Annotated in this window: 28 protein-coding genes and 1 pseudogene; 9 read left to right on the top strand and 20 right to left on the bottom strand. The window is 64.7% G+C overall.

Features of this window, described 5'->3' with window-relative positions:
- Positions 1 to 157: 157 nt before the first annotated feature.
- The 3 genes from CWS35_RS23880 to CWS35_RS23870 all read right to left on the bottom strand — a co-directional run bounded on the left by CWS35_RS23880 (position 158) and on the right by CWS35_RS23870 (position 3,312).
- Entirely contained in the window at positions 158 to 1,033 is an 876-nt protein-coding gene (locus CWS35_RS23880; protein ID WP_100954098.1) for a PCC domain-containing protein, read from the bottom strand.
- 3 nt (positions 1,034 to 1,036) lie between these two features.
- Positions 1,037 to 2,677 (bottom strand): acyl-CoA synthetase, encoded by a 1,641-nt coding sequence (locus CWS35_RS23875; protein WP_024578296.1) that lies wholly within the window; start codon positions 2,675 to 2,677, stop codon positions 1,037 to 1,039.
- 233 nt (positions 2,678 to 2,910) lie between these two features.
- Positions 2,911 to 3,312: an SPW repeat protein gene (locus tag CWS35_RS23870; RefSeq protein WP_100954096.1), complete on the bottom strand. Its 402-nt coding sequence runs from the start codon at positions 3,310 to 3,312 to the stop codon at positions 2,911 to 2,913.
- A gap of 246 nt (positions 3,313 to 3,558) precedes the next feature.
- Here CWS35_RS23870 and CWS35_RS23865 point away from each other — a divergent pair, with 246 nt between their 5' ends.
- Entirely contained in the window at positions 3,559 to 3,831 is a 273-nt protein-coding gene (locus CWS35_RS23865; RefSeq protein ID WP_100954094.1) for a GNAT family N-acetyltransferase, read from the top strand.
- Positions 3,832 to 3,842: 11 nt separating this feature from the next.
- On the opposite strand, the gene CWS35_RS23860 is transcribed toward CWS35_RS23865, so the two are convergent.
- A complete protein-coding gene (locus CWS35_RS23860) occupies positions 3,843 to 4,634 on the bottom strand; it encodes a fumarylacetoacetate hydrolase family protein (protein ID WP_100954092.1) in 792 nt (263 codons plus the stop codon).
- Positions 4,635 to 4,738: 104 nt separating this feature from the next.
- A complete protein-coding gene (locus CWS35_RS23855) occupies positions 4,739 to 5,158 on the bottom strand; it encodes a DUF3597 domain-containing protein (protein WP_024578300.1) in 420 nt (139 codons plus the stop codon).
- Between the two features lie 285 nt (positions 5,159 to 5,443).
- On the opposite strand from CWS35_RS23855, the gene CWS35_RS23850 reads away from it, so the two are divergent.
- Both CWS35_RS23850 and CWS35_RS23845 read left to right on the top strand, forming a co-directional pair.
- On the top strand, positions 5,444 to 6,355 hold the full coding sequence (locus CWS35_RS23850; RefSeq protein ID WP_024578301.1) for a DUF2189 domain-containing protein: 912 nt from the start codon (positions 5,444 to 5,446) through the stop codon (positions 6,353 to 6,355).
- Between the two features lie 240 nt (positions 6,356 to 6,595).
- Positions 6,596 to 7,411, top strand: a complete 816-nt coding sequence (locus CWS35_RS23845; protein WP_024578302.1) for a lytic transglycosylase domain-containing protein — start codon at positions 6,596 to 6,598, stop codon at positions 7,409 to 7,411.
- Between the two features lie 87 nt (positions 7,412 to 7,498).
- Here the strand turns inward: CWS35_RS23845 and CWS35_RS23840 are convergent, their stop codons facing one another.
- Positions 7,499 to 7,786 carry a hypothetical protein gene (locus tag CWS35_RS23840; protein ID WP_029878670.1) on the bottom strand — a complete coding sequence of 96 codons (288 nt, stop codon included), beginning with the start codon at positions 7,784 to 7,786 and terminating at the stop codon, positions 7,499 to 7,501.
- A gap of 738 nt (positions 7,787 to 8,524) precedes the next feature.
- On the opposite strand from CWS35_RS23840, the gene CWS35_RS23835 reads away from it, so the two are divergent.
- The 4 genes from CWS35_RS23835 (at position 8,525) to CWS35_RS23820 (ending at position 11,863) form a co-directional block, all read left to right on the top strand.
- Positions 8,525 to 8,677: a DUF1127 domain-containing protein gene (locus tag CWS35_RS23835; RefSeq protein WP_016846063.1), complete on the top strand. Its 153-nt coding sequence runs from the start codon at positions 8,525 to 8,527 to the stop codon at positions 8,675 to 8,677.
- A 184-nt stretch (positions 8,678 to 8,861) separates the two neighbouring features.
- On the top strand, positions 8,862 to 10,295 hold the full coding sequence (gene trmFO / locus CWS35_RS23830) for a methylenetetrahydrofolate--tRNA-(uracil(54)-C(5))-methyltransferase (FADH(2)-oxidizing) TrmFO (protein ID WP_100954090.1): 1,434 nt from the start codon (positions 8,862 to 8,864) through the stop codon (positions 10,293 to 10,295).
- A gap of 5 nt (positions 10,296 to 10,300) precedes the next feature.
- Complete coding sequence (locus tag CWS35_RS23825) at positions 10,301 to 11,404, top strand: serine/threonine protein kinase (RefSeq protein WP_024578305.1); 1,104 nt, start codon at positions 10,301 to 10,303, stop codon at positions 11,402 to 11,404.
- A 180-nt stretch (positions 11,405 to 11,584) separates the two neighbouring features.
- Positions 11,585 to 11,863, top strand: a complete 279-nt coding sequence (locus tag CWS35_RS23820; RefSeq protein ID WP_100954088.1) for a DUF1488 family protein — start codon at positions 11,585 to 11,587, stop codon at positions 11,861 to 11,863.
- A gap of 52 nt (positions 11,864 to 11,915) precedes the next feature.
- On the opposite strand, the gene CWS35_RS23815 is transcribed toward CWS35_RS23820, so the two are convergent.
- From CWS35_RS23815 to yajC, 5 genes are read right to left on the bottom strand one after another with little or no spacing between them, the layout of a single operon-like run.
- Positions 11,916 to 12,779, bottom strand: a complete 864-nt coding sequence (locus CWS35_RS23815) for a phytoene/squalene synthase family protein (RefSeq protein ID WP_100954086.1) — start codon at positions 12,777 to 12,779, stop codon at positions 11,916 to 11,918.
- A complete protein-coding gene (locus CWS35_RS23810) occupies positions 12,776 to 13,159 on the bottom strand; it encodes an Mth938-like domain-containing protein (RefSeq protein WP_024578308.1) in 384 nt (127 codons plus the stop codon). The genes CWS35_RS23815 and CWS35_RS23810 overlap by 4 nt, the downstream gene beginning before the upstream one ends.
- Before the next feature lie 5 nt (positions 13,160 to 13,164).
- Entirely contained in the window at positions 13,165 to 14,199 is a 1,035-nt protein-coding gene (gene secF, locus CWS35_RS23805; protein ID WP_024578309.1) for a protein translocase subunit SecF, read from the bottom strand.
- Positions 14,200 to 14,209: 10 nt separating this feature from the next.
- Positions 14,210 to 15,811 carry a protein translocase subunit SecD gene (gene secD, locus CWS35_RS23800; RefSeq protein ID WP_024578310.1) on the bottom strand — a complete coding sequence of 534 codons (1,602 nt, stop codon included), beginning with the start codon at positions 15,809 to 15,811 and terminating at the stop codon, positions 14,210 to 14,212.
- Positions 15,812 to 15,850: 39 nt separating this feature from the next.
- Positions 15,851 to 16,207, bottom strand: a complete 357-nt coding sequence (gene yajC, locus CWS35_RS23795; protein WP_021081225.1) for a preprotein translocase subunit YajC — start codon at positions 16,205 to 16,207, stop codon at positions 15,851 to 15,853.
- A 292-nt stretch (positions 16,208 to 16,499) separates the two neighbouring features.
- On the opposite strand from yajC, the gene CWS35_RS23790 reads away from it, so the two are divergent.
- Positions 16,500 to 17,384, top strand: a complete 885-nt coding sequence (locus CWS35_RS23790; RefSeq protein WP_100954084.1) for an ATP-binding protein — start codon at positions 16,500 to 16,502, stop codon at positions 17,382 to 17,384.
- Between the two features lie 89 nt (positions 17,385 to 17,473).
- Here CWS35_RS23790 and CWS35_RS23785 read toward each other — a convergent pair whose 3' ends face one another.
- Together CWS35_RS23785 and CWS35_RS23780 are read right to left on the bottom strand one after the other, a co-directional pair.
- Positions 17,474 to 18,841 carry a LysM peptidoglycan-binding domain-containing M23 family metallopeptidase gene (locus CWS35_RS23785; protein ID WP_100954081.1) on the bottom strand — a complete coding sequence of 456 codons (1,368 nt, stop codon included), beginning with the start codon at positions 18,839 to 18,841 and terminating at the stop codon, positions 17,474 to 17,476.
- 110 nt (positions 18,842 to 18,951) lie between these two features.
- On the bottom strand, positions 18,952 to 19,608 hold the full coding sequence (locus CWS35_RS23780) for a protein-L-isoaspartate(D-aspartate) O-methyltransferase (RefSeq protein ID WP_210202721.1): 657 nt from the start codon (positions 19,606 to 19,608) through the stop codon (positions 18,952 to 18,954).
- A 364-nt stretch (positions 19,609 to 19,972) separates the two neighbouring features.
- Here CWS35_RS23780 and CWS35_RS23775 point away from each other — a divergent pair, with 364 nt between their 5' ends.
- Entirely contained in the window at positions 19,973 to 20,350 is a 378-nt protein-coding gene (locus CWS35_RS23775) for a response regulator (protein WP_100954079.1), read from the top strand.
- A 93-nt stretch (positions 20,351 to 20,443) separates the two neighbouring features.
- Here CWS35_RS23775 and surE read toward each other — a convergent pair whose 3' ends face one another.
- The 7 genes and pseudogenes from surE to scpB form a co-directional block, all read right to left on the bottom strand.
- Positions 20,444 to 21,211 carry a 5'/3'-nucleotidase SurE gene (gene surE / locus CWS35_RS23770; protein WP_100954077.1) on the bottom strand — a complete coding sequence of 256 codons (768 nt, stop codon included), beginning with the start codon at positions 21,209 to 21,211 and terminating at the stop codon, positions 20,444 to 20,446.
- A 63-nt stretch (positions 21,212 to 21,274) separates the two neighbouring features.
- The gene (locus CWS35_RS23765; protein ID WP_100954075.1) at positions 21,275 to 21,868 is read right to left on the bottom strand and encodes a hypothetical protein; all 594 of its coding nucleotides are present in this window, start codon (positions 21,866 to 21,868) and stop codon (positions 21,275 to 21,277) included.
- Positions 21,869 to 21,884: 16 nt separating this feature from the next.
- Positions 21,885 to 23,216: a serine--tRNA ligase gene (gene serS, locus CWS35_RS23760; RefSeq protein WP_100954073.1), complete on the bottom strand. Its 1,332-nt coding sequence runs from the start codon at positions 23,214 to 23,216 to the stop codon at positions 21,885 to 21,887.
- 191 nt (positions 23,217 to 23,407) lie between these two features.
- Positions 23,408 to 24,208, bottom strand: a complete 801-nt coding sequence (gene tatC, locus CWS35_RS23755) for a twin-arginine translocase subunit TatC (RefSeq protein ID WP_024578317.1) — start codon at positions 24,206 to 24,208, stop codon at positions 23,408 to 23,410.
- Positions 24,205 to 24,735 carry a Sec-independent protein translocase protein TatB gene (gene tatB, locus CWS35_RS23750; protein WP_100954071.1) on the bottom strand — a complete coding sequence of 177 codons (531 nt, stop codon included), beginning with the start codon at positions 24,733 to 24,735 and terminating at the stop codon, positions 24,205 to 24,207. The genes tatC and tatB overlap by 4 nt, the downstream gene beginning before the upstream one ends.
- Positions 24,736 to 24,911: 176 nt before the next feature.
- Positions 24,912 to 25,145, bottom strand: a complete 234-nt coding sequence (locus CWS35_RS23745; RefSeq protein ID WP_021081213.1) for a twin-arginine translocase TatA/TatE family subunit — start codon at positions 25,143 to 25,145, stop codon at positions 24,912 to 24,914.
- 339 nt (positions 25,146 to 25,484) lie between these two features.
- Positions 25,485 to 26,196: pseudogene (scpB, locus tag CWS35_RS23740) on the bottom strand (SMC-Scp complex subunit ScpB); the annotation flags it as partial.
- Positions 26,197 to 26,213: the final 17 nt, after the last annotated feature.

Raw genomic sequence — 26,213 nt, 5'->3', positions numbered from 1 at the left:
CACACATGGTCATTGGTTCACGACGGCGGAACGACGAGTCCCTTCGACAATATCTGCCACGGAGTATGGGTCCCGGCCTTCGCCGGGACGACAGTAGAGGACGTGGGGCGATGTCGGCCCCAGCACACGCCGGAACGACGCTCAGAGAAACCGTAACCTACAACTGCTCCGCCTCCTCCAGCACTTCCAGCACCAGCTCCATCGTCATCAGCACCGGATTGTCGCCGCGCACCAGCCGTCCCTCGGCGAGGCCGCCGAGATAGTCGACCAGCGCGACGTCGAGGCTGGCGCGGAGCCGGCGATTGGCGTCGGGTGCGATCGCGCCGGCGGTCACCGCGAGTTCGGTCGCGAATGGCACCACGCTGTGGCCGTCGGTGAAGACGGCACCGATGGTCGAGCCGACGCCGCCGTGCAGCCGCGCGCGCAGGATGCCGTGCTTGCGGCAAAAGCCTTCCAGTGCGCCGGCGAAATCCTGGTTCGGCCGCAGCCGCATCGCGAAGGCACGGCCCGTGGTCTTCGCCCCGCACGGCGCGGATGCGACGGGACCGAACAGCTTGAAATTGGTCTCGCTGTCGGGCTCGGCCAGGAACGTCGCGCCGTCGATCCCGAACGCGCTGACCTCGAACGGCTCGGCGACGACGGTCTCATCCGGCATCATGTGCCCGCCATTGCTGCGGCCGCAGGCCTCGGTCCACAATCCGTGGCAGTGGAAGAACGGCGCGCCGTCGCGCTCGCCGAAAGTCAGCGCCGCGAGCTTCAGCCGCGTCACGCCGTCGGGACGAAACGTGTCGCTGTAGAACGCCGCATTGGCGCCGTCCTTCGACAGCGCCGGCATCACATAGGCGAACGGCCCGAGCGCGCCGCTCCTGGCGCTCAGCACGCCGCCGGAAAACCCTTCGGCAGCGAAGCCGCGGCGCACGGCTTCGAGCAAGGGAATGCCGGCCTCCAGCACGAAGGAAAAGCCGCGGCCGCGCCCGGCGACCCATTGGATGCGCTCGGGAGGCGAAGCGCCGGGCTGGGCGATGCTGCGCATGCCTCAGGCGCCCGGCGATTTGGCGATCACCTCGAGCAGCCCGCGCGCCTCGAGCTCGTCGCGGATCAGCCGCTTCGGCACTTTGCCGTAGCCGGACTTCGGCAGCGCCTCCCAGAAGAAGAAGCGTTTCGGCATCTTGTAGCGCGGCACCTTCGGCGCCAAGTACGCAGCAAGCTCGGCTTCAGCGACCGCATCGACGCCCTCGCGCGCGACACAGACCGCGACACCGACCTCGCCCCAGAACGGATCGGGCACGCCAAGCACCGCGACCTCGCCGACCGCGGGATGGGTCAGCAGCTTCTCCTCGATCTCGCGCGGATAGATGTTCGAGCCGCCCGAGATGTACATGTCGGAGGCGCGGCCGGTGATGTAGACGAACCCCTCCTCGTCGATGTGGCCGAGGTCGCCGGTGCGAAACCAGCCGTCGCGAAACGCCTTCGCATTGGCCTCTGGGTTGTCATAGTAGCCGGCGAACACGCCGGGGCCGATCACGCAGATCTCGCCGGTCTCGTGCGGCTTCAGCTCGCGGCCGTCGTCGCCCTGGATCGAGACCTGCATGCCGGTGCGCTCGAAGCCGCAGGTGCCGATCCGCGCATGCGGGCCGTCCTCCGGGTCGTGTAGGCCGGGCGGCAGCACGGTGATATTGCCGGTGACCTCGCCGAGGCCAAAATACTGCACCAGCACGCCACCGAGCTTTGCCAAGGCCGCCTTCTGGTCCTCGCGATACATCGGCGCACCGGCATAGATGATGTAGCGCAGCGAGGAATGGTCGTGCTGGTCGGCGGCGGGATGCTCGACCATCATCTTCAGGATGGTCGGCACCGTGAACATGTTGCTGACGCGGTGCTTCGCAATCAGGCGATACGCCTCCGCGATGTCGAACTTCTCCGACGGCAGCAGGATGGTCGGCACGCCGCGCGCAGTCTGCACCAGCTGATGCACGCCGGCGCCATGCGACAGCGGCGCCACCACCAGCGAAGCGTCGTCCTCGGTCGTCCCCGGCATCAAATCGGCGAGATGGTTGGTGATGACGAAAGCCATCTGGCCGTGGGTCAAGACCGCGGCCTTGGAGCGGCCGGTGGTGCCGGAGGTGAAGAAGAACCAGCAGGGGTCGTCGTACTCGACCGGCGTATTGTCGACCACGGCGCCCGCATGCCTGGCGATGACGTCACCGAGTGTCGCCTCGCCGAAGCTGCCCTCCTCGCCGATCCGCCAGATGAATTCGAGCGCCGGATTGGCCGCCGCCTTGGCATGCTCGGGGAAATCGGCGTGGCACAGAAACGCCTTGGCGCCGGAGGCCGCCGCCAGATAGGCGACCTCGTCCGGCATCAGGCGGAAATTGGTCGGCACCCAGACCGCGCCGAGCCGGAACGCCGCGAACATCGACCAGAACATCTCGTCGCAGTTCTTGGAATGCACCAGGATGCGGTCACCCTTGACGATGCCGCGCGCGGCGAGCGCCGCCGCCAGTGCCGAAACGTTCTGGTCGATATGGCGCCAGGACCACGCCTTCTCGTTCCAGATGAAGCCCGGGCGATCGCCGTGGCGGCGGGCGTTCTGGGTCAGGATGTAGGCGAGGTTCATCACCCGGCGCGACACCCGCGCGATCCCGCCGCGCGGCGCGGTCCTCTCCGTCCCGCTCATCGTCGCCCCGCCGATACGCACAACAGACAGGGCAAGGTCAGGACGGTCATCGGGTATTTCCTCGGTCAGAACCGGGCGTCTTGAAGCGCCGCGAAGCGATGGTGCTATCCGGTGTATCGCCAAGCGGCGCGCCTCGGCAAGGCCCGCCGGGTGCGGTACGGCCGCAGCCGGTCGTCCGCGCCAACATGCCGACTGTGCATGGGGTTGTTTTCGATATTTTTGTCCAGCCGGCGCTATTGCGAGTGCTGCGCCAGTTCCTGCTCGCTCAGGTTCCAGTCCTGCCAGAGCTGCAACGCCCCGATACCGGCGACCATCGCCCCGAGCAGGATGTGCCAGAGCTGCAATCCCTGATCGGCCGCGTAGCCGAACAGGAAGGGCGATACGATCAGCCAGAGGCCGAGCACGATGCTCGCCACCTCCTGCCAGCGATGCAGCGCGACATATTCGAGCTGGGCCAACCCCAGCACCAGCATGCCGACCACGAAGCTGTTGAGCACCAGGTGGCTGCGCTCGACGTCGATGGCGTCGCTGACCTGCATCGGAAACCAGGGCGAGACCATGATCAGCACGCCAAGCAGCATGCCGAGCCAGTCCTCCCAGGGACGATGAGTGCCAAAGATACGATTGTCCGACATGACCAACCTCCTTGCGACAAGGGGCATACGTCAGCGGCCGGTCCCATCGCTTCGGTAACGACCATCGGGCCGCATCAGGGGCGTATGTCTGGGATCAAGCCTAATCGAACTGCATCGGCTCGCAAGCCCGATCCATTTGTGTGCAATGCGGCAGGATCGGCACGCCGGGCAATGCGGCGGTCGCGGCTTTGCATCGACGGGTTCAAGCACCTAGATCAATAGGACAGGATCAACCGGGATATTGCGATGGCTGCCGTCCGCGACAACAAGGCCCAACAGCGCTTCGAGCTCGAGACCCAAGGCGGCACAGCCTTTGCGAATTACCGGCGGACACCGTCTGCCGTCATCATCACCCACACCGAGACACCGCGCGCGCTGCGTGGCCGCGGTATCGCATCCGAACTGGCGAAGGGAGCGCTGGAGCAGATCCGCGCCGACGGCCACAAGGTGATCGCCGGCTGCGGCTTCGTGGTGGACTATCTCGACAAGCACCCGGAATACGCCGACCTCGCCGGCTGACGCCCTGCCCGTCAGACGATCCTGATCGACATGTCGGGCAGACCCTCGAGCTTGCACAGCAGCACGTCGCCCTTGACCACCGGCCCAACATTCTCCGGTGTGCCGGAATAGATGATGTCGCCGGCCTTCAGCTCGAACGCCTCGGAGAGCTTCGCGATCTGCTCGGCGACGCTCCAGATCATGTTCTTCAGATCCGAGCTCTGCCGCACCGTACCGTTGACCGCGAGCGAGATCGCGCCCTTGGTGAAATGACCGGTCTTGCTGGCCGGATGGATCGGCCCGAGCACCGCCGCATGGTCGAAGCTCTTGCCGATCTCCCACGGCTTCTTCTCCGCCGCCATGCCGTTCTGCAAATCGCGCCGCGTCATGTCGAGGCCGAGCGCGTAGCCGTAGACGTGATCGAGCGCCTTGTCGGCGGGAATGTTGGTGCCGCCGGACTTCAGCGCGGCGACCAGTTCGACCTCGTGGTGATAGTTCTTGGTCAGCGACGGATAGGGGTGATCGGCGACGGTGCCAACAGCGACATTCTGGATCGCATCGGTCGGCTTCTGGAAGAAGAACGGCGGCTCGCGGGTCGGATCGGAGCCGCGCTCGATCGCGTGCGCCGCGTAGTTGCGGCCGATGCAGTAGATACGGCGGACCTGGAACACCTCGCTGGCGCCGACGATCGGGATCGTCACCGCCGGCACCGGAAACATCGCCCTCGGCGCGGTCTCGGCCCGGGCCGGGGCGGATTGCGCGGCGGCGCCGGCCAGCGCCAGCGCGCCGGTCGCAAGCATGGTCCGGCGATCGAGGTCAGTCATCGGCGTTCTCCCTTGTTGGTTGGCCGATCTATAGATGTTCGCCGCCCCATAAAAAAGGGCGCGCGCCGGCGCGAGCCCTGATCGTGTGCGGGATGGTGATCCCGTCAGTGCTTGATATCTGCCGGCAGCACGCCGCCATTGGCCGCGAGCTTGGTCATCACCTGCTTGTGCAGCCAGATGTTCATGCTGGCGGAATCGTTGGTGTCGCCGGTGTAGCCGAGCTCCTTGGCGAGCTCCTTGCGCGCCGACAGGCTGGAGTCGATGTCGAGCGCCTTCATCAGGTCGACGATCGAGGTCCGCCACTCCAGCTTCTCGCCCTTGGCGGCGACCGCCTTGTCGAGAATCGGGGCAACGTCAACGGACTGGGCGGGCGCCGCACCGGCGCCGGCGGGCACCGCGGCAGGAGACGACGATGCGCTGCCGGATCCACCGGCGGGAGCTGTGCTTGTGGCCGTTCCGCCGGCGGGCGCGGCGCTCGCGCTGCTGCCGAAAATCGCGCCCATGATCTTTCCGAAAATGCTCATCGTTCGCTCCCAAGACAGTTGAGATGTGAAGCCAGACGGCGCTGGGACGCCTGACCGAGGTCGCAGTTCAAGTCTATCGCCCCCTCCATAGCTTGCCAATGCGACATTCACTTAAGCGTGAGTGCTTTTGGCGCGGTTTGGGAGTACCCTTATTGCACAGTTCGCGACACGGCCAGTTCCCTGCTTTGTCTTCGCGTCTGGCTTGCTCGTGATCGCTTCGAGAGGCGGTACGTTTGTGCCCGCAAGCGGGCGCAGAATGCGACCGCCCAGAGGGAGACAACGACCATGGCCACGCCATACCAAGGCAATGTCACATCGATGACGCAGAGCGGACCAGGCACCGCGTCTGCGCCCGTCATCCGCACCATCGGCCTGTCCGATCTGCACCAGGCGCTCCGGCTCGGCTGGGAAGACTTCAAGGCGGTGCCCAGTCACGCCATCATCCTGTGCCTGATCTATCCTGTGCTCGGCCTCGTGCTTGCGCGCACCGTGCACGGCTATTCGGTGCTGCCGCTGCTGTTTCCGCTGGCCGCGGGATTTGCCCTGCTCGGCCCGTTCGCCGCGATCGGTCTCTACGAGATGAGCCGACGCCGCGAGGATGGCGGCGAAGCCTCGGCGTGGGACGCCCTTGAGGTCTTCCGCTCGCCGTCATTCGGCGCGATGCTTGGGGTCGGCACGCTGCTGTTCGCGCTGTTCGTGACCTGGATCGCCACCGCGCAGGCGATCTACACGGCGGTGTTCGGCTATGAGACCGCGGCCAACATTCCCGATTTTGCCGAGCGTGTGCTGACCACCCCACAGGGCTGGTGGCTGATCGTGGTCGGCTGCGGCGTCGGCTTCCTGTTCGCGCTCGTGGCACTCTGCATCAGCGTGGTGGCCTTCCCGATGATGCTCGACCGCCAAGCCGGCGCCGGCGAAGCCATGGTGACCTCGATGCGCGCCGTCGCAAAGAACCCGGTGCCGATGGCAGCCTGGGGCCTGATCGTCGCGGTGCTGCTGGTGCTGGGCACCATCCCGTTCTTCCTCGGGCTCGCCGTCGTGATCCCGCTGCTCGGTCACGCCACCTGGCATCTCTATCGCGAGGTCATCGTCAAGGATCCCAATGCACGGCCGATCATCCCCGAGCCGCGCGAGCGCAAGCCGGCCGCCGACTTCCCTGCCAATCTGTTTCCGTGGCGGCGTAGCGATCGCGGATAGGCGCTGGCTCAACCTGTAAACGTCCGGATCTGTAAACGTCATGGCAACCGCCGGCCGATATGATCGGTCGGCGGTTTGTCGTCTGTGCCTTCAAATGGATGTGAAGTTGGCGTGGCAACTGAAGCGCGGCCCGAGATCGACGGTTCGATCACGAGCCTTGTTTTGGCCGTGGTTGCCGCGAACATACCGCGGCCTTCCACGACCAATCGAAGACATCATAGACTTCGGAGTGAATTGCCTATGACCTCTCGCTTTCCTCTTCGCGCCCTCGCCATTGGGGCGTGGCTCGTGGCCTCGACCGCGTCGGCGCTCGCCGCCCAATGCGGCACAGGCACGTTCGAGTCCTGGCTCGACGATTTCAAGAAAGAGGCCGCGGCGAAAGGCATCTCGCAGAACGCGATCCAGGCCGGCCTGAACGGCGTCACCCAGGACAAGGCGATCCTGGCGCGCGACCATTCGCAGCAGGTGTTCAGCCAGACCTTCGAGCAGTTCTCCGGCCGCATGGTGCCGCCGCGCCTCAACCGCGGCTCCGACATGATGAAGCGCTACGGTTCGGTGCTGTCGCGGATCGAGGAGGCCTACGGCGTGCCCGGCGAAATCCTGGTCGCGATCTGGGGACTGGAGACCGATTTCGGCGTCAACACCGGCAAGTTTCCGACGCTGCGCTCGCTGGCGACGCTCGCCTACGATTGCCGCCGCTCCGACATGTTCAAGGCCGAGCTGATGGACGCGCTGCGCATCGTCGAGCGCGGCGATCTCGCGCCGCAGGAGATGCGCGGTGCCTGGGCCGGCGAGATCGGCCAGACCCAATTCATGCCGTCGTCCTACATCAAATTCGCAGTCGACTTCGACGGCAACGGCAAGCGCGACCTGCTCCACAACGTGCCCGACGTGCTGGCATCGACGGCGAACTTCCTGAAGAGCTACGGCTGGAAGCCTGGCAAGGGCTGGGAGCCCGGCAGCGAGAATTTTGCCGTCATCCAGCAATGGAACAAGAGCGAAGTGTACGCCAGGACGATCGGCTACTTCGCGACGCAACTCGCCAAAGCGCCGTAGCGCCTCAGCATTCACGCCGGCTCGCCGACTGAATCAAAAAGGGCCGATTGCCCCAGGCAATCGGCCCTTATCGTCATGATCAAAGGCCTACTTCGCCATGCTGGCTTCTGCAGCCCTGCTGAGGTGCGCGCCGCATGCGCCCCACTTGTTGTTCAGCATCGCGTCCTGAGCGAGGGACACTTCCTTCTCCGCCGCGAATTTGACCTCATTGTCGGCCATGGCTTCAACGGCCGCTTCGGTCTTGCCGAGATTGTCACCACTGCATCCGACGCCCATGTGATGATGACGGTGGGCCGCCTGCGCGGGAGCGACGGCGTAGACAACGGCAGCCATGCTGGCTGCGGCGATCAATGTCTTGATCATGGGATGTTCCATTTTCTGTTCTTGAGCAGAAACCAGCGTGATTGCGGAATCTGCGGAACGATTATTCGCTGTTCCCGGCAGCGTTCAGAATGAACTTCGCGCGATACAAATGTGATGAGCGCTGCGCGCGTATCGCGCATGCGTTGCATAGTGTTTTGATTACAAGTTGGTAAGGAAGCAGCGCCGCAATAACTTTGTTCGGCGCATTCACTCAACCGACCCAAACTTCGGACAATCAGGAATTCGTACTTCGCCCGATGTTGACGGTCAGCAGCCCTCATCCCAAAACAGGACCAGATTACCCATAACGTCAATGCGACCTATTGACGCTATTCTGACTGAGTACTAACGCCCTCATATAGTGAATATTAAATCATAATTATGTCAGCTCCGGTGCATGCGAATCACGCATGGAACACATCGCCGTGACTCCCGCCGCGAGGAATATTGAACTTGATCAAGCGGTCTCAAATTACCACATAATCGCCAGAGCTGCATTTGTCACAATTCTATCAACCTACTGATCCCTAGGATATTTTAGCCGAACATACCGTTCGGACGGAACGTCTCTCTCTGGCGCTGCTCCCGATGCGCCAAACGGTTAATCAAAACTTACCGCTGTCATGCGTTTTGAGCTTAGCTGCATCGCAACATCGGAACTACCGCACTGCACTATATCATCTATATTCACTTCAACGATGAGGCCGCTGAAAGGCTGAATCAGAATTGCTAGACTACTAGGAGACTACCATGTTGCTCTCGCTCATCCGCATGATCCAGGCTTTCCGGGATTATCAGCGCAATGTCAGCGAACTGTCCCAGCTCAGCGACCGCGAACTGGCCGATATCGGCCTCGATCGCTCGGACATCCCGCGCGTTGCCGCCGGCACCTATAACGGCTAACCAGCCGCAAGCCATCTGATGACGGATAACGCCCGCTTCCACAGCGGGCGTTGTCGTTTCCGGAGCCTGTCGGTGCTCCCTTGGTTTGACGTGTTTTATTCACGCGAACCGGTATCCACTTCGCTTGAAGCACACTGGCGTGGTTTCAGATGCATATGGGATCGAAACGCGCTAACGCTGCGCGATGACACCGCATCAATCCTCTTCCCAACCAGTGCACATCGTGGGCGCGGGGCTCGCCGGCTCGGAGGCCGCCTGGCAGGTCGCCAATTCGGGTATCCGCGCCGTGCTGCACGAAATGCGCCCGCACCGGATGACCGAGGCACACCGCACCGAAGGCTGCGCCGAACTGGTCTGCTCGAACTCGTTCCGCTCCGACGACGCCGCCAACAATGCGGTCGGCCTGCTGCACGCCGAGATGCGGCGGCTCGGGTCCCTCATCATGCGCTCGGCCGATGCCAACCAGGTGCCCGCCGGCGGCGCGCTGGCAGTCGACCGCGACGGCTTTTCCGCCGCCGTCACCAAGGCGCTGCACGACCATCCGCTGATCGAGATCAGCCGCGAGGAGGTCGCAGGACTCCCGCCAGCCGACTGGAGCAACGTCATCGTCGCGACCGGTCCCCTCACCTCCGCGCCGCTCGCCGACGCGATCCGCCAGCTGACCGACGAGAACGCGCTGGCGTTCTTCGATGCGATCGCGCCGATCGTGCACAAGGACTCCATCGACATGTCGGTGGCGTGGTTTCAGTCGCGCTACGACAAGGTCGGTCCCGGAGGCACCGGAGCCGACTACATCAACTGCCCGATGACGAAGGAGCAATACGACACCTTCGTCGCGGCGCTGCTCGATGGCGAGAAGGTCGACTTCAAGGATTGGGAGACCAATACGCCCTATTTCGACGGCTGCCTGCCGGTCGAGGTGATGGCCGAACGTGGCCATGAGACGCTACGGCACGGGCCGATGAAGCCGGTCGGGTTGACTAATCCGCACAATCCAACCGTGAAGCCGTACGCGATCGTCCAGTTGCGACAGGACAACAAGCTCGGCACGCTCTACAACATCGTCGGCTTCCAGACCAAGCTGAAGCACGGCGCGCAGCAGCGCGTATTCCGCACCATCCCGGGTCTCGAGAACGCCGAGTTCGCGCGGCTCGGCGGCCTGCACCGTAACACCTTCCTGAATTCGCCGAAGCTGCTCGATGCCCAGTTGCGCCTGCGCGCACAGCCGCGGCTGCGCTTCGCGGGCCAGATGACCGGCTGCGAGGGTTATGTCGAGTCGGCCAGCGTCGGGCTGATCGCGGGCCTCTGCGCCGCCGCCGACATGCGCGGTGCCGCGCTGACGCCGCCGCCCGCGACGACCGCGCTCGGCGCGCTGCTCGGCCATATTACCGGCGGTCACATCGAAACCATCGACGCCGGTTCGCGCTCGTTCCAGCCGATGAACATCAATTTCGGCCTGTTTCCGCCGCTGGCCAGCGCTCCGACCAAGAAGCCGGACGGCTCGCGGCTGCGTGGCAACGAGAAGACCGTCGCCAAGAGACAGGCGATCAGCGCGCGGGCGCTCGCCGAGCTCGACGCCTGGATCGCAGAACACCTGCGCGTTGCGGCAGCGGCCTGACAGTCATGAGCTTGCCGAAAGACGACGACGCCACTTTGTCGGCGCGATGGAATCAGGGCGTGCTGCTCAAGCGCGACGTGTTCTCGACTGTCGAGCGCGGCCGCTTCCGCACCGATGACGGCGAGGTCGACGGCGTGCTGCGCCGGCTCGATCAGGTGCCGTTCTGGTCGTTTGCCGTGGCCTTGCATCTGTTCTCACGCGAACGCCGCGCGCTGACCCTGGCGCGCGACCTCGACATCGGGCCAAAGCTGTTGTGGGCCGGGAGGCGCGCGCTGGTGCGCGGCTTCATCGACGGCGCGGCGCTGCATCTGGCCAAGCCGCATGGCGACGTCGCCTATTTCCGCTCGGCCAAGGCCGCGTTGCGCAAGCTGCATCGCGCCGGCATCTGCCACAACGACCTCGCCAAGGAGCAGAACTGGCTGGTCGGCCGCGACGGTCGCGCCTACCTCACCGACTTCCAGCTCGCCGCCTGCTTCAAGACCCGCAGCCGGCTGTTCCGTATCGCTGCCTACGAGGATCTGCGCCATCTGTTGAAGCACAAGCGCAGTTATGCCCCAGAGGCGTTGACGCCGATGGAGCGGAAGGTGCTCGCGAAGAAATCCGCGGCCGCCAGCATCTGGCTGAAGACCGGCAAGAAGGTCTACCAGGCGATCACCCGCGGCATCTTCAATTTCACCGACCGCGAAGGCGGCGGCCGCCGACTGGTCAACGACGCCCCGGTTCTGGTCGATCTGATCCGCAAGAATCCTGAAGTGCGCGACACCGCGATCGTGGCCTTCGCCGACCGTCGCGTCGGCGTCGGACTTTACGCCTTTGTCGAGGCCGATCAGTCGGCGTTGGAGAAGACGTTGCGCAGCGAGCTCGCCGCGGCCAAGGGCATCAAGCCGCCCGAACACATCCAGATCGTACACGCGCTGCCGCGCGACGCGGCCGGCAAGCCCCGCACCGAAATCCTGCAACTCGTTGCGATGAACCAGATCGACCTGATCGAGCCGATGATGCGCAGTGACGCCGATCGCGAGTTCCTCAAGGACATCCTGGAGCAACGCAAGAACCTGCGCGATCGCTTCAACTTCGAAGTCGCCGAAATGGATCGGCCCGCACGCTAACGCGAGATGAGACGAGGTCGACTCGTCATGTCGCTTTAGCCTCTTGTTTGCGCATGATCTTTCGGAGAACCGCTTCGCACGTTTCCGGATCATGCTTTGTCGCACGCACGGCGGCCCTCGACAAATGTGGCGCGAAGCCCCACTGTTTGCACGGGATATCGCGCTCAAGGGACAAGTTTGATGCCACTCACCCGTGGCCGCATCGGAGGCTATGATTCCGAACGATTGGCGTTCGGATTCACCATGATGGACGGTGACCAGGAAGTCGAATGCCAGATCAGCGACGCCGCAATGGACGAACTCGCCGGCACGCGTGGAACGGCGAGCCTGGCGCGGCAGGCGCAATTCATTGCGCTGCGCGACGCGGTCGAGCAGATCGCATCCGACATTTACGACAGCGGCCGCACGGTCAAGGGCGCAACGATCCGGATCTTCACCAAGCACATCGCCAAGGAATAGCGCCACGCACGATCCGTGCACAAACGCTTTGCGTTTGTGCACGGGATCAGCTCTAGCTGCCGAATTCCTCCGTGCGCGCCGCGCGCCACAATGTCCATAGCGTACGCAGGCGCGAGACCGGCTTTGGCAGGAACGGATCGTAGTCCGCCCTCCTCGCCCGGTTGAGCTCCCGCCGCACGCAGGCCAGCGGCAGAAAGATGCGCCGCGCGCCGGACGGGGCATCCGCGAGCAGGCCGAACGCCGTCTTGAGGTGGCCCTGTGCCTCGTCCGCGAGCTGATCGATCGCGGCGCGGATGTTCGGCGTCGGCTTGCCGGCAAACACCTCCTCCTTGCTGCTGCCGTGCTGCTGGAGCAATGGTAACGGCAGAAACAGTTGCTGCCGTGCGGCGTCGTGGCCGAGCGTTGCAATGACCTGCGCCATGCCCTGGGCAAGGCCGGCATGACGGGCGAGATGATCGATCGCCTCGGATGGCCGCGCCACGATGCGCGTGGCCTGAGAGAACAAAGCCACCGTCGTGGCATCGAGATAGCCCTCGAGCGCGGCAAGCGACGGCATCGGGTCGTTGTAGAGGTCGAACTGGTGCTCCTCGACCAGGCGCGAGAATGGCGAGACCGGCAGGCGGTGATTGCGGATCGTCCACAGCAGCTCCGCCGCGACCGGGTTGCCCTCGACGCCGCCGTGCCCGGTGCCCGCCAGCATGTCGGTCCACCATTGCAACCGCATCTCGCCGGGCAACGGCTGGCTGACCTGCTCGTGCACCCGCGAGACCTCGATGTTGAAGGCATAGATCGCGAGCAGCGCCCGGCGTTCCGGCCCCGGCAGGAACAGGGTCGAGGCGTAGCGCACGAAATCATGGGTCCGCACCAGGTCGGCGCAGAACGCTGCACCGTCGCTTGGCGCCTCCGCCGCGCTCATGGCACCGCGATCAGCGCCGCCGCGACCCGGCGCCGTTCGCCCAGCATGATGTTGTAGGTGCGGATTGCAGGGCCGGTCTGCATCGGGTCGAGCACCACGCGGACCGCACGCAGCGCCTCGCGCAGGCCCTTTGGCGGCACCCAGACCTCGGTGCCGCTGCCGACGATCAGGGTGTCGATCGCATTGGCCGCCGCGAACACCTTTTGCAGCGAATATTCGTCGATCTCCTGTGGCCGGGTGACCGGCCAGGCCCAGATCGCGTCCGGCAGGCACAAAAGCGAGCCGCGATGCGACATATCGGCGAACGCGAAGCCGCCCTTGCCGTAGGCCTCGATCGGCGCCGACCTCGGAAGATGGGGAGCGTCCGAGGGGTTGCTCATGCGGGCTACTTCTTGGCTGCCGCCGTGTCCGGCTTCTTGGCCGGTTCGTCCAGCGTCTCACCCCGCGTGGTGTGGACACCGAGATAGATCAGGATCGGTGCGGCGATGAAGATCGAGGTGTAGGTGCCGACCAGCACGACGCCGAACATCATCACCGCGGTGAAGCTGTGGATCGCCTGGCCGCCGAACAGCAGCAGTGCGAGCAGCGCCAGCGTCACGGTGACGTGGGTGATGATCGAACGCGACAGCGTCGAGTTGATCGATTCGTTGAGCAGCTGCGGCATCGGCATCTTCTTGTAGCGCCGCAGCATCTCGCGGATGCGGTCGTAGATGACGACGGTGTCGTTGAGCGAATAGCCGAGAATCGTCAGGAGCGCCGCGATACTGGTGAGGTCGAAGTCGACCTGGGTGACCGACATGAAGCCGATCGTGAGCACGATGTCGTGGACGTTGGCGATCATGGCGCCGAGCGCGAACTGCCACTCGAACCGGAACCAGAGGTAGATCAGGATGCCGATGATCGCGAGCATCAGGCCGAGCATGCCGTAGGCAAGCAGTTCGCCGGAGACGCGCGGCCCCACCACCTCGACGCGCCGGTAGTCCACGGCCTCGCCGAGCGCGCCGCGGATCTTGCCCACCGCGTCCTGCTGGGCCTTGTCGCCGCCCGGTTGTTCGGCGACGCGAATCTGCACGTCTGCCTCGCCCGAACCGCCGAGTTGCTGCAACTGCACCTCGCCGAGACCGAGGCCGTTCAGGGTCGTGCGCATCGCCGCGATGTCGGCGGTGCCGGACTTGGCCCGCACCTCCAGCAGCGTGCCGCCCTTGAAGTCGATGCCGAAGTTCAGGCCGTGGGTGAAGAACAGCGTGATGGCGAGGATCGAGAGCAGCGCCGAGATCGGGAAGCTGATGCGGCGAAAGCGCGTGAAGTCGAAATGCGTATCGTCGGGCACGATGCGCAGCGACGGCAGCAGGCCGAGCGCCGCGACCACGGTCAGCACGGCGATCAGGATGCCAAGGCCAATGAGAACGGTATGGGTCACGAGAGGCCTCTCAGATCGGCACGGTTTGCGGCCGCTTCCACCACACCCACCACGCGACGATCAGGCGCGTCATTGTGAAGGCGGTGAACACCGTGGTGATGATGCCGATGCCGAGCGTCACGGCAAAGCCGCGCACCGGCCCGGTGCCGATGTAGAACAGCACGGCAGCAGCGATGAAGGTGGTGATGTTGGAATCGAGGATGGTCGCCAGCGCCCGCTTGAAGCCGGCGTCGATCGCCGAGATCGCGTTGCGGCCGCCGCGCAGTTCCTCACGGATGCGCTCGTAGATCAGCACGTTGGAGTCGACCGCGATGCCGACCGTCAGCACGATGCCGGCGATGCCCGGCAAGGTCAGCGTGGCGTTGAGCAGCGACAGCAGACCGAAGATCATCGCGACGTTGATGGCCACGGCGATGTTGGCGAACACCCCGAACAGCCGGTAGGTGAGCAGCATGAACACGATGACCAGGATCGAGCCGACATAGGCCGCGAGCTCGCCCTTCTCGATCGAGTCCTGTCCGAGGCCCGGACCGACGGTCCGCTCCTCGATCACGGTCAACGGCGCCGGCAACGCGCCGGCACGCATCAGGATCGCCAGATCATTGGCCGATTGCACGGTGAAGCTGCCGGAAATCTGGCCCTGTCCGCCGGTGATCGGCTCGCGGATCACGGGTGCCGAGATCACCTTGTTGTCGAGCACGATCGCAAACGGCTGACCGACATTCTCGGCAGTCGCCTGGGCGAATTTGCGCGCACCCGTGGTGTTGAACTTGAAGCTGACGATCGCCTCGCCAGTGCGCTGGTCGAAGCCGGGCTGGGCGTCCGAGAGCTCGCCTCCGGAGACCAGGACCTGCTTCTTGACGACGTACGGAATCGGTGGCGGCGATGCGCTCATCAGCAGTTCGGAGTCCGGCGGCAACCGGCCCTGCTGCGCCTGATCGGGCGACACCGAAGTGTCGACCATGCGGAATTCCATCTTCGCAGTCTTGCCGAGCAGTTCTTTGAGGCGGGTCGGGTCCTGCAAGCCCGGTACCTGCACCAGGATGCGGTCGGTGCCCTGGCGCTGGATCACCGGCTCGACCGTGCCGAGCTCGTTGACCCGCTTCTCGACGATCTGGATCGATTGCTCGATGGTCTGCCGGATGCGCTCGGTGATCGCTGCCGGCGGGATCGTCAGGCGGATCAGGCCGCTGCCGGCATCGGCAACCTCGAGGCTGCGCTGACCGCTGGAGCCGAGCAATCCGCCGAGCGGCTGCGACAGCTCGCGGAGCTTCGACAACGCCGGCGCCTGCTCGCCCTCCTTGGAGATGCGCACTTCCACCGCGTCGTTGCGAACGTTGAGGCCGGTGTAGCCGATCTTGGCTTCACGAAGCACCTTCCGGGCGTCGTCGCGGATCTGGTCGAGCTTCTCCTTCTTCACGTAGTTGGAGTCGACCTCGAGCAGCAGATACGAGCCGCCCTGCAAATCGAGGCCGAGCACGAGGCGCCGCTGCGCCCAGGCCGGCCAGGTCTTGACCTGCGCCTCGGGGAAGAAATTGGGCACGGCGCACAGGCAGACCACCAGCGCTGTCAGGATGATCCCCAGCGCTCGCCACCGCGTGAAATACAACATCGAGTTGACCTGTCAGATTCCAGAAAGTCGGCGCCGCGATCAGCTCGCGGACGCCTCGTCCTTGGCATCGCCCTTCGCCGGCTCACCCTTGGTCCGCACGCCCGAGATCATCTGCCGCATCTGGCGGACGCGGACACCGTCCGAGATCTCGAACTCGATCTGGTCGTCGTCGACCACCTTGGTCACCTTGCCGACGAGGCCGCCCGAGGTCACCACGGTGTCGCCGCGGCGGATGTTCTTCACGAGGTCTGCATGGTCCCGCACCTTCTTCTGCTGCGGGCGCAGAATCAGGAAGTACATGATCACGAAGATCAGCGCGAATGGCAGCAGCGACATCAACATGCTGTTGGTGTCACCACTCGCTCCGGCCTGAGCAAACGCAGGAGTAATCAGCATTCGGACGATCCTCGGATAAGACGGGAAAAGACCGGCAGCGCCCTCGACCTTCGGGGCGGTATGGCGGTCCGGACAAATTCGCGCGGACTATAGCGGCCGCGGTCCCAATTGCAACGTTAACGGGCCTTCATTTAGGGCGCTTGCGGGACCTGCGCCAGCCCGATATGGCTGCGCCGTCAGGAACTGGACAAATGCCGAAAAAAGCCAAGAAATCCACCAGTAAAACAACCCGCAAAACACCCCCAAAACCGCCGCCAGAGGCGCTGCAAACGCCGCGACAAAACGCCCGGAAATGGCGCTCGATGGCGCCACTGCCGAGCGGATCGCGAACGCCCTGGAGAGCATCGCAAGCCGCCTCGCGGCCGCCTCCCCGGCCGCCGCCGATCCAGCCGAGTCGCTCGGCGCCGCGGACGCCTTCGTCTGGCACCCGGACGGCCGCCTGGCCCCGGTGCCGCGCGTCAGCCGTGTCGAAATCGGCCTGCTCAAGGGCGTCGACCGGATGCGCGACATCCTGATGGAGAACACCGAGCGGTTCACCAACGGGCTGCCCGCCAACAATGCCCTGCTGTGGGGCGCCCGCGGCATGGGCAAGTCGTCGCTGGTGAAGGCGGCGCATGCCACCATCAATGCCGACCGCAAGCCGGCCGACCGGCTGAAGCTGATCGAGATCCACCGCGAGGACATCGAGAGCCTGCCCGGGCTGATGGAGCTTCTGCGCAGCTCGCCGTTCCGCTGCATCGTGTTCTGCGACGACCTCTCCTTCGACGGCAACGACGCCTCCTACAAATCGCTGAAGGCTGTGCTGGATGGCGGTATCGAAGGCCGTCCCGACAACGTCATCCTCTATGCGACCTCGAACCGCCGGCATCTCCTGGCGCGCGAGATGATCGAGAACGAACGCTCGACCGCGATCAATCCGGGCGAGGCAGTCGAGGAGAAAGTTTCGCTGTCGGATCGCTTCGGCCTCTGGCTCGGCTTCCACCGTTGCAGCCAGGACGAGTACCTCGCGATGGTGAAGGGCTATTGCGACCATTTCGGCATCAAGATCGCCGACGACGAACTCGAGCGCGAGGCGCTCGAATGGTCGACCACCCGCGGCTCGCGCTCCGGCCGCGTCGCCTGGCAATACACCCAGGAGCTGGCGGGCCGGCTCGGCGTGCGGCTGAGCGGGAAGTAATCGCCGTCGCAATCGTCAAAACAAAACGGGGGAAGCTTGCGCTTCCCCCGTTGTCTTTGTTGTGAGACTTGGAAGTCCGAGCGCGTAACTTACGCGCCGTTGAGGAACTGGAGCGGATCGACCGGAGACGATCCTTTGCGAATTTCGAAGTGAAGCTGCGGCGAGCTCGCCTCGCCGGTCTGGCCGGACTTGGCGATCACCTGGCCGCGCTTGATGGTATCGCCGCGCTTCACCAGGATTTCGCTCGCGTGGGCGTAGGCGGTGACATAGCCGTTGGAATGGCGAACCAGCACGAGGTTGCCGTAGCCCTTCAGCTCGTTGCCCGAATAGGCCACCACGCCGTCCTCGGCCGCCTTCACCGGCGTGCCTTCGGGCACCGCGACGTTGATGCCGTCATTGACCTTGCCGTTGGTCTTCGAGCCGTAAGCCGTGATGACCTTGCCACGCACTGGCCAGCGGAAGGTCGGCAGCGCACTGGTGGTCTCGGCCGGCTTGGCCGCCGGCGTCTCCGCGACGGCTGGCTGTTCGACAGTCGCGGTCGGCTGGACCAGCCGGGCGCTCTGCTGCGGCAGCGCGCTGGCGACGACCTTCGGAGCTGCGACAGCGGGTGCGGTGGCGACTGCGACCGGCGCAGCGGCAACCGGTTGCGCAACCGGCGCAGGTGCTGCCATCGCAGTCTTGGCACCGGGCACGACGAGCTTCATGCCGAGGCTGAGCCGCGCCGACTGATCGAGATTGTTGGCGCGGGCAAGCTCGGCCACCGGGATGTGGTGCTGGCGCGCGATGCTGTGCAGCGTGTCGCCGCGATTGACATAGTGGACGCCGGGCGCAGCCGCCACAGCGACGGGCCGCGCGGCCGGTGCGGCCATCGCGGGTGCAGCGGCGGTTGCGGTCGGACGCGGAATGATCAGTTGCTGACCGGGCGACAGCGCGCGCGGTCCCTTGTAGCCATTGGCGCGCAGGATCTCGGCGCTCGAGACGTTGTAGCGTCGCGCCAGCACTTCCAGCGTATCGCTGGTGCCGACGATGATGGTGGTGCCGTTATGCCCGGCGTGCGCCGCCGCGACCGAATGCGGCACGGTGCCGGTCGCCTCCATCTGCGCGCGCGCCGGCGGCGGTGGCGCGTAGGACGACATCCCTCGCCCGCCTCCGGAGACGCCGGCATTGGCGACCGGGTAGGATTGCGGCGCCGCGACCGGCGGCGGCAACGGCTGGGACTGATACTGCGAGTACTGCGGTTGCGTTCGCGGCCGTGCGTATTGCGGCAACTCGCGCGGCGGCGCCTGCACGGAGCTGGTCGGCTGCGGATCGAACGCGAACGGATTTTGTGAATATGAGCTCTGCTGGAAGCGCGACGACATGTCGGCGCTGCAACCGGCGAAAGCCATGGACATCAGCGTCAGCACCGCAACCTGCGGAACGCGACGCGAGCGAAGCAACTCAACAACCCCAGACATGGTTACTCACTCGTACGCAACAAAAGACTGTTTTGAGTAAACACGTAGCGAGTAAATAACCGCTTAACCCTGCGAATAAGGCGTTGGTGCCAAGCAGCAAATCGCCAAATTTACAATTCGCGCGCGATTCCGGGCAGCGCCGGCACAAAGCGCACGTCGACCAATTCCTTGCGGTCGAAGCCGCTCTCCGTCCGCATCATGCGGACCAGCGTCTGGGTGCCCTGATGCGGTCCAACCGGGGCAATCAGGATGCCGCCGGGTTCGAGCCGATCGAGCAGTTTCTCCGGCACCTGCTCCATCGCCGCGGTGACGATGATGCGGTCGAAATCGCCGGCGCCGCGGGGGACGTCGAAGCCGTCCCCGAGCAACACCTCGATGTTGTAATAGCCGAGCTTTTCGAGACGCTTGCGGGCGCCCTCGGCCAATGTGCGGTAGCGCTCGATGGTCAGCACCTGCTTGCACAGCCGGGACAGGATGGCGGCCTGATAGCCTGAGCCGGTGCCGATCTCGAGCACGCGATGGTCTTTCGCGAGCCGCAACTGCTCGGTCATGTAGGCCACCACGAAGGGCTGGCTGATGGTCTGCCCGCAGGCGATCGCAAGCGCACTGTCGCGATAGGCCTCGTTGCGATCGCGCGGCTCGACGAAGACCTCGCGCGGCACCTCTTCCATGGTGCGCAGCACCGCCTGATCGCTGACCCCTCGCCGCCGCAGGGTGAGCTGAAACATCATCTTTTCGGTCGAATCAGGGGTTACGGCCATGTTCATCAGCGTCTCTGGGCACCGGCGCGCGGATCTTGCTGAGCTTGATGCCATTGAATCCAAAATACCGCGTTAAGGAAAAATTTCCCGTCATTTTTGTTCCCGATCAGGAACCTGGCGGCCTGGTTCGCGTTCGGCGCCAGCGGCGGCTCTTCAGATAGTCACCAATGACGCGTGGTTGAGGCCGACCCAGGGCTCCGGCTGAGTTGAGCAGTTCGCCGGATCCTGGACGAATCTCGCGCAGCGAGTCAGTCAGGGCGATGCGGCGAAGTGCCTTTGCGCGCTGGAAATGGACCAATCCCCAAACGTTTGCATTGCGCCTGGTAATGTTATTTGCGAGCCTATTTCAGGGACGGGCAAGGATTCCATCATGACAGCGATACGGCCGGCGGGCTGTTCAGTTTTCCTCGTGGAGGACGAGGTCATGATCCGGATGATGGTTGCCGATATGCTGGAGGAACTCGGCCATAGCGTCGCCGCCGAGGCCGGCGAGATCGGCGAGGCAGTCAAGCTCGCGCAATCGACCGAGTTCGACCTCGCGATCCTCGACGTCAACGTCAATGGCAAGGTGATCACCCCGGTCGCCGAGCTGATCAACGCCCGCAACCGCCCCTTCATTTTCGCGACCGGCTATGGCTCGTCCGGCCTGCCGCCGGAGTATCGCGACCGCCCGGCGCTGCAAAAGCCCTTCCAGCTGGAAACGCTGGCCCAGGCGATCTCAAGCGCGATGAAGAGCGCGCCGGTCTGACGATCGGTCCCGTAGCCCGGATCAGCGCAGCGACATCCGGGGCACCTCAAACGATGGTCCCGGATGTCGCTGCGCTCATCCGGGCTACAACGATCATTTCAACGTGTCGACCAGCGTTTCCGAAAACGCCTCATCGGTGCGATCGAGCCTGAGCGGCGTCACCGAGACGTAGCGCGCGGCGAGTGCTGCGAGGTCGGTGCCTTCGGCCGGCGTATCCATCATCGCCGCACGCTCGAAGCCGATCCAGAAGTACGGATTGCCGCGTCCGTCGTGACGGCGGTCGATCTTCAGAAAGCCCTGATTGCGCTTGCCCTGCCGGGTGATCCGGATGCCCTTGACGTCGTCGGGCATGCAGGACGGGAAGTTGACGTTGATGACGGTGTTCCGGGGCACGCCCGCGGCCATCACCTTGCGGATGATGTCGGGTCCGAATTTCAGCGCGGTGTCCCACAGCGGCGCGTTGCGCGTCTCGATCGAGAATTCCTGCGACAGCGCAAATGACGGGAAACCGAGAATGGTGCCCTCCAGCGCGCCGGCGATGGTGCCGGAATAGACCACGTCCTCGGCGACGTTGCGGCCCTTGTTGACGCCGCTCAGCACGAGATCGGGCAGCTTGTCGCCGAGGACGTGGCGCGCGCCCATGATGACGCAATCGGTCGGCGTGCCGCGCACCGCGAAGTGACGCGGGCCGACTTCGCGCAGGCGCAGCGGATCGTTGAGCGACAGCGAATGCGAGACGCCGGACTGATCGAGCTCGGGCGCGACGATCCAGACGTCGTCGGACAACGCGCGCGCGATCTCCTCGATGACCTTGAGGCCCGGAGCGTTGATGCCGTCATCGTTGGTGCAGAGAATTCGCATCCGTCAAAGTGCCTTTTTTCCGATTGGGCTCGATCTTCTTGGCTGACGAGCCGTCTTAACCGGCTAGGGCCGCGGAGGCAAACCTGACGAGGGCCCATGCCAGCGTGCCGACCTCACCCGCCAAGGGCTGACAAACCGGGCGCTGCCGGCGATCTTGCGCTCGAACACCGGCCAGGCAGCCGTGGCGCGCGCTACCGGATTGCTCGGCGACGGCGGCGGCCCAGGCTGTGGAGGTTCAATCGCCTGAGCATCGGACCCGGGCGGCTCTGGGACGGCCGTAGCAGGCGCCTCGGCGGATTTTGCCGTGGTAGCCGATTTTACCTTCAACCTGGCCAGCAGTTCTTCGATCGTGGGCACCAACGGCGGTTCGATCGAAGCGCGTGACGCTGCTGGCGCAGCCACCGCAGGCGGCTCGGCCGGCGCGGGATCAGCCAGCGCGACATGCGCGAACTTGGCTCGCGCGACCTCCAGCGCCTTGTCGAAATCCGGCCTGTCGATCCAGGCCTTCGATTGCATCGCCTCGATCACGCCCGCCTCGCCCAGGCGCGCGGCCTCGATGTCGTAATAGCCTCGCTGCTTCTGGTTGATCAGTTGCAGACCGTGGCCGGTGACCGCCCATTGTCGACCAAGCCAGTGGATGTCACGGTGGAGCGGCATCACACTGGCCTCGGCGTTACATGCCGTGCTCGATGACCTTGAGCCCGCCCATATAGGGCTGCAACACATCCGGCACCGCGATCGAGCCGTCCTGCTGCTGATAGGTCTCCATCACGGCGATCAGCGCGCGCCCGACCGCCGTGCCCGAACCGTTCAGCGTGTGCACGAAGCGCGGCTTGCCGTCGGGACCACGATAACGTGCGTCCATGCGGCGGGCCTGGAAATCGCCGCACACCGAGCAGCTCGAAATCTCGCGATAGGCGCCGCCGTCGCCCTGCCCCGGCATCCAGACCTCGATGTCGTAGGTCTTCTGCGCGGAGAAGCCCATGTCGCCGGCGCACAGCGTCATCACCCGGTAGTGCAGGTCGAGCCGGCGCAGCACTTCCTCGGCGCAGGCCAGCATGCGCTCGTGCTCGTCCTTGCTGGTTTCCGGCGTCGTGATCGAGACCAGCTCGACCTTGGTGAACTGGTGCTGCCGGATCATGCCGCGGGTGTCGCGGCCGGCAGCGCCCGCCTCGGCGCGGAAGCACGGTGTCAGCGCGGTGAGCCGCATCGGCAGCTCTTTCTCGTCCACGATCGACTCGCGAACGAGGTTGGTCAGCGAGACCTCCGCAGTCGGGATCAGCCCGAGGCGCGCGCTGCGCAGATCGGCATCGGGTTTTGCAAGCAGCTCACCGCTGATCGCCCAGAACTGGTCGTCCTCGAATTTCGGCAACTGGCCGGTACCGAACATCACGGCATCGCGCACCAGCAATGGCGGATTGATCTCGGCATAGCCGTGCTCACCCGCGTGAAGATCGAGCATGAATTGCCCGATCGCGCGCTCGAGCCGCGCCAAGCCCTTCTTCAGCACAACGAAGCGCGCGCCGGACAATTTCGCCGCCGCCTCGAAATCCATAAAGCCGAGCGCGGTGCCGAGATCATCGTGCAGCTTCGGCGCAAAGCCGTAGTCACGCGCCCTGCCGAACACGTGATGCTGGACGTTGCCGTGCTCGTCGGTGCCGTCTGGCACCTCGTCGAGCGGCAGATTGGGAATTGACGACAGCTCTCTCGTCAGCTCCTCGTCGGCCGTCTTCGCCGCGGTCTCGAGCTCCGGCATCGTCGTCTTGAGCTCGGCGACCTCGGCCATCAGCTTGGCGGCGCGCGCCTCGTCCTTGGCCTTCTTGGCGTCGCCGATCTCTTTCGAGGCCGCATTGCGCCGCGCCTGGGCCTGCTCGGAGGCCAGGATCGCGGCACGCCGCCTCTCGTCGATCGCCAGCAGCGACGGCGACAGCGGCCCAAGTCCGCGGCGCTTCAGGCCGGCGTCGAAGGCTGTCGGGTTGTCGCGGATCGCTTTGATATCGTGCATGGCGGGAAGTCCTAATATGCGTTGATTGACAACGGTTGTGTTGACAATCAACGTTCCACTACCACGACCGTCATCACCCGCGAAAGCGGGTGATCCAGTATTCCAGAGGCGTCGGTGTCTGACCGAAAGGCCGCGGCGTACTGGATACCCCGCTTTCGCGGGGTATGACACTGAATGTGGGGCGAAAGGGCCTACTCGGCCGGATTGGTCGCCGAGCCGGACGAGGCATTCGAAGCCGCGGCCTTCTTCTCCACGATCCGGACCGCGATGATGGCACCCTCATAGAGCGCGAGCAGCGGGATCGCGAGCGAGGCCTGGCTCAGCACGTCGGGCGGCGTCAGCACGGCGGCGATGATGAAGGCGACCACGATGAAGTAGCGCCGCTTCTCCTTCAGCATCTTCGAGGTGACGATGCCGACCCGCCCGAGCAGCGTCAGGATCACCGGCAACTGGAATGCGATGCCGAACGCGAAGATCAGCGACATCATCAGCGACAGATACTCGCCGACCTTGGGCAGCAACTGGATCTGCGCGGTCTCGGCGCCGGCCGCCTGCTGCATGCCGAGCGAGAAGCGGGTCAGCATCGGGAAGACCACGAAATAGACCAGCGCCGCGCCCATCACGAAGAACACCGGCGTCGCGATCAGGTATGGCAGGAAGGCGTTGCGCTCGTGCCTGTAGAGCCCGGGCGCCACGAATTTATAGATCTGCGTCGCGACGATCGGGAACGAAATGAAGCCGGCGCCGAACAGCGCGAGCTTGAGCTGCGTCAGGAAATATTCGAGCAGCGCCGTGTAGATGAATTTGGAGTTTTCCGGCCCCGCCACCCAGATGAAGGGCCACACCAGGACATTGAAGATCTGCTTGGCGAAGAAGAAGCAGATGATGAAGGCCACGCCGAAGCCGAGCAGCGCCTTGATCAGGCGCGAGCGCAGCTCGATCAAATGATCCATCAAGGGGGCCTTGGAGGCCTCGATATCTTCGGCGCTCATGACGCCCTCGCGTCCTTCAGCACGTCGGGCTCCGCAGACGACGCCTGCTGCGCCGGTGCGGGCTCGGACTTCACTTCACTGGTGACAGCAAGCGGCTCGCTGGTGGCGGCGTGCGTCTCGGCCTCGACGAAGGTTTCCGGCGTCGGCGCGACCGGCGTCGTGGGCGTGACCGGTGCATCGCCAGTCGATGTCACCGGCGCGTCGATCGCGGAGGCGACCTGCGCATCGACCGGCTTGTCGATCTGCAAGGCGTCGCTGACGTCCTTCTGCAACGAGGTCATGATGTTGCCGCCGCTGGTGATGCCGGTGGCGGCTTCCCTGACCTCGTCAAAGCTCTTCTTGAGGTCGGCCATCTCGGCCTCGCGCATGGCCTCCTGGAACTGACCCTGGAATTCGGCGGCCATCTTGCGGGCCTTGCCCATCCATTGCCCGACCATGCGCAGCACGCCCGGCAGTTCTTTCGGGCCGATGGCGATCAGCGCGACGACCGCGATGACCACCAGTTCACTCCACCCGATATCGAACATGAATTGTTCCGCCTCAGCGCGCCACGATCGGCCCCATGGTCTGATAGGACTCGCCGTCCTAACAGGATCTGGGGCCGCCGGCGCCTTTTCTCAACCGGCGTCCATAGCGCGTCTGTGCGACGGCGTCACCGTTTCGCGCAAAGAAAAACGTCGAAATATTCGTCAGTACGAGCGCGTTAGACAGCCTTGCTGCCAACGTCCTGGCGCGCTGCCGACGGCGCTGCGTTGTGATCGATCGCCTTGGTGGGCTCGGTCTTGTCTGCGACCTTGTCGTCGTCCTGCATGCCCTTCTTGAAGGCCTTGATGCCCTGGGCGACGTCACCCATCAGGTCCGAAATCTTGCCGCGTCCGAACAGCAGCAGGACCACTGCGATCACGACGATCCAGTGCCAAATGCTCAGCGAACCCATCCTGCAAACCCTCCAGAAATGGCCGGGCGAACCGGCCTGGACTTTGCCGGAAGGTAGGCCCGCGGGGTGTCAAAAACAAGGACTTCGGCCGCGGCAAATCGCTGTCGCGGCTACGTAATATTGCTAGGCTTAACCGGGAATATTCGGGCTATTCGCCCTTCTCCTCGGCGCCGTCCTCATCGTCGGCGTGGCCGGCGCGCTGGTCCGGTTCGTCGGCGTCGGGCTCAGCCGCGTCGACCTCCGAAGCCATCTCCGCTTCGACTTCGGTCTCGGCAGCCGTTTCGGCCTCGGCCGTCACTTCAACCTCGCCAGGAGCCTCGGGCTCGGCCTTCGGTTCCTCGGCGTCCGGCTCGACGGCCGGCGCCAGCAGCAGTTCCAGCGTATCGCCGGGCTCGAGCGGCTCCTCGTCCTCGCGCAGCGTCGCGTCGTCCGATGGCGACGGCACGGAGAAGCCGGTCGGCAGCCGCGAGTCGAGCAAGCCAGTACCCTTGAGTTCCTCAAGCCCCGGCAGGTCGCCCAGCGCCTCAAGGCTGAACTGCGACAGGAATCCGTCGGTGGTGCCGAAGGTCAGCGGACGGCCCGGTGTCTTGCGACGGCCGCGCGGCCGGATCCATCCGGTCTCCAGCAGCACATCGATCGTTCCCTTCGACGTCACCACGCCGCGAATCTCCTCGATCTCGGCGCGGGTCACCGGCTGGTGATAGGCGATGATCGCAAGCACCTCGATCGCCGCACGCGACAGCTTGCGGGTCTCGGTGCTCTCGCGCGTCATCAGCCACGACAGGTCGCCGGCGGTGCGGAACGTCCACTTGTTCGCGACCTTCACCAGGTTGACGCCGCGCGGCGCATATTCCGCCTGCAACTGCGCGAGCGCTAGCTTGATATCGACGCCGTCGGGCATCCGCTTTGCCAGCGTTGCCTGATCGACCGGCTCGGCCGATGCAAACAACAGGGCTTCCAGGAGCCGCAATTCCTCAGGACGCGCCACCGGATCCATAGGAGAAACCTCCTCCTCGGGCTCTTCTCTGCGCACTTCCGCCAAGCTTGCCATGGGCTTGCTCTCCTTCT

Origin of the sequence: Bradyrhizobium sp. SK17 (assembly GCF_002831585.1) — a bacterium.
Classification (GTDB): domain Bacteria; phylum Pseudomonadota; class Alphaproteobacteria; order Rhizobiales; family Xanthobacteraceae; genus Bradyrhizobium.
The sequence above is the reverse complement of the archived record's forward strand: the minus strand, read 5'-3'. Positions and strand labels throughout refer to the sequence as shown.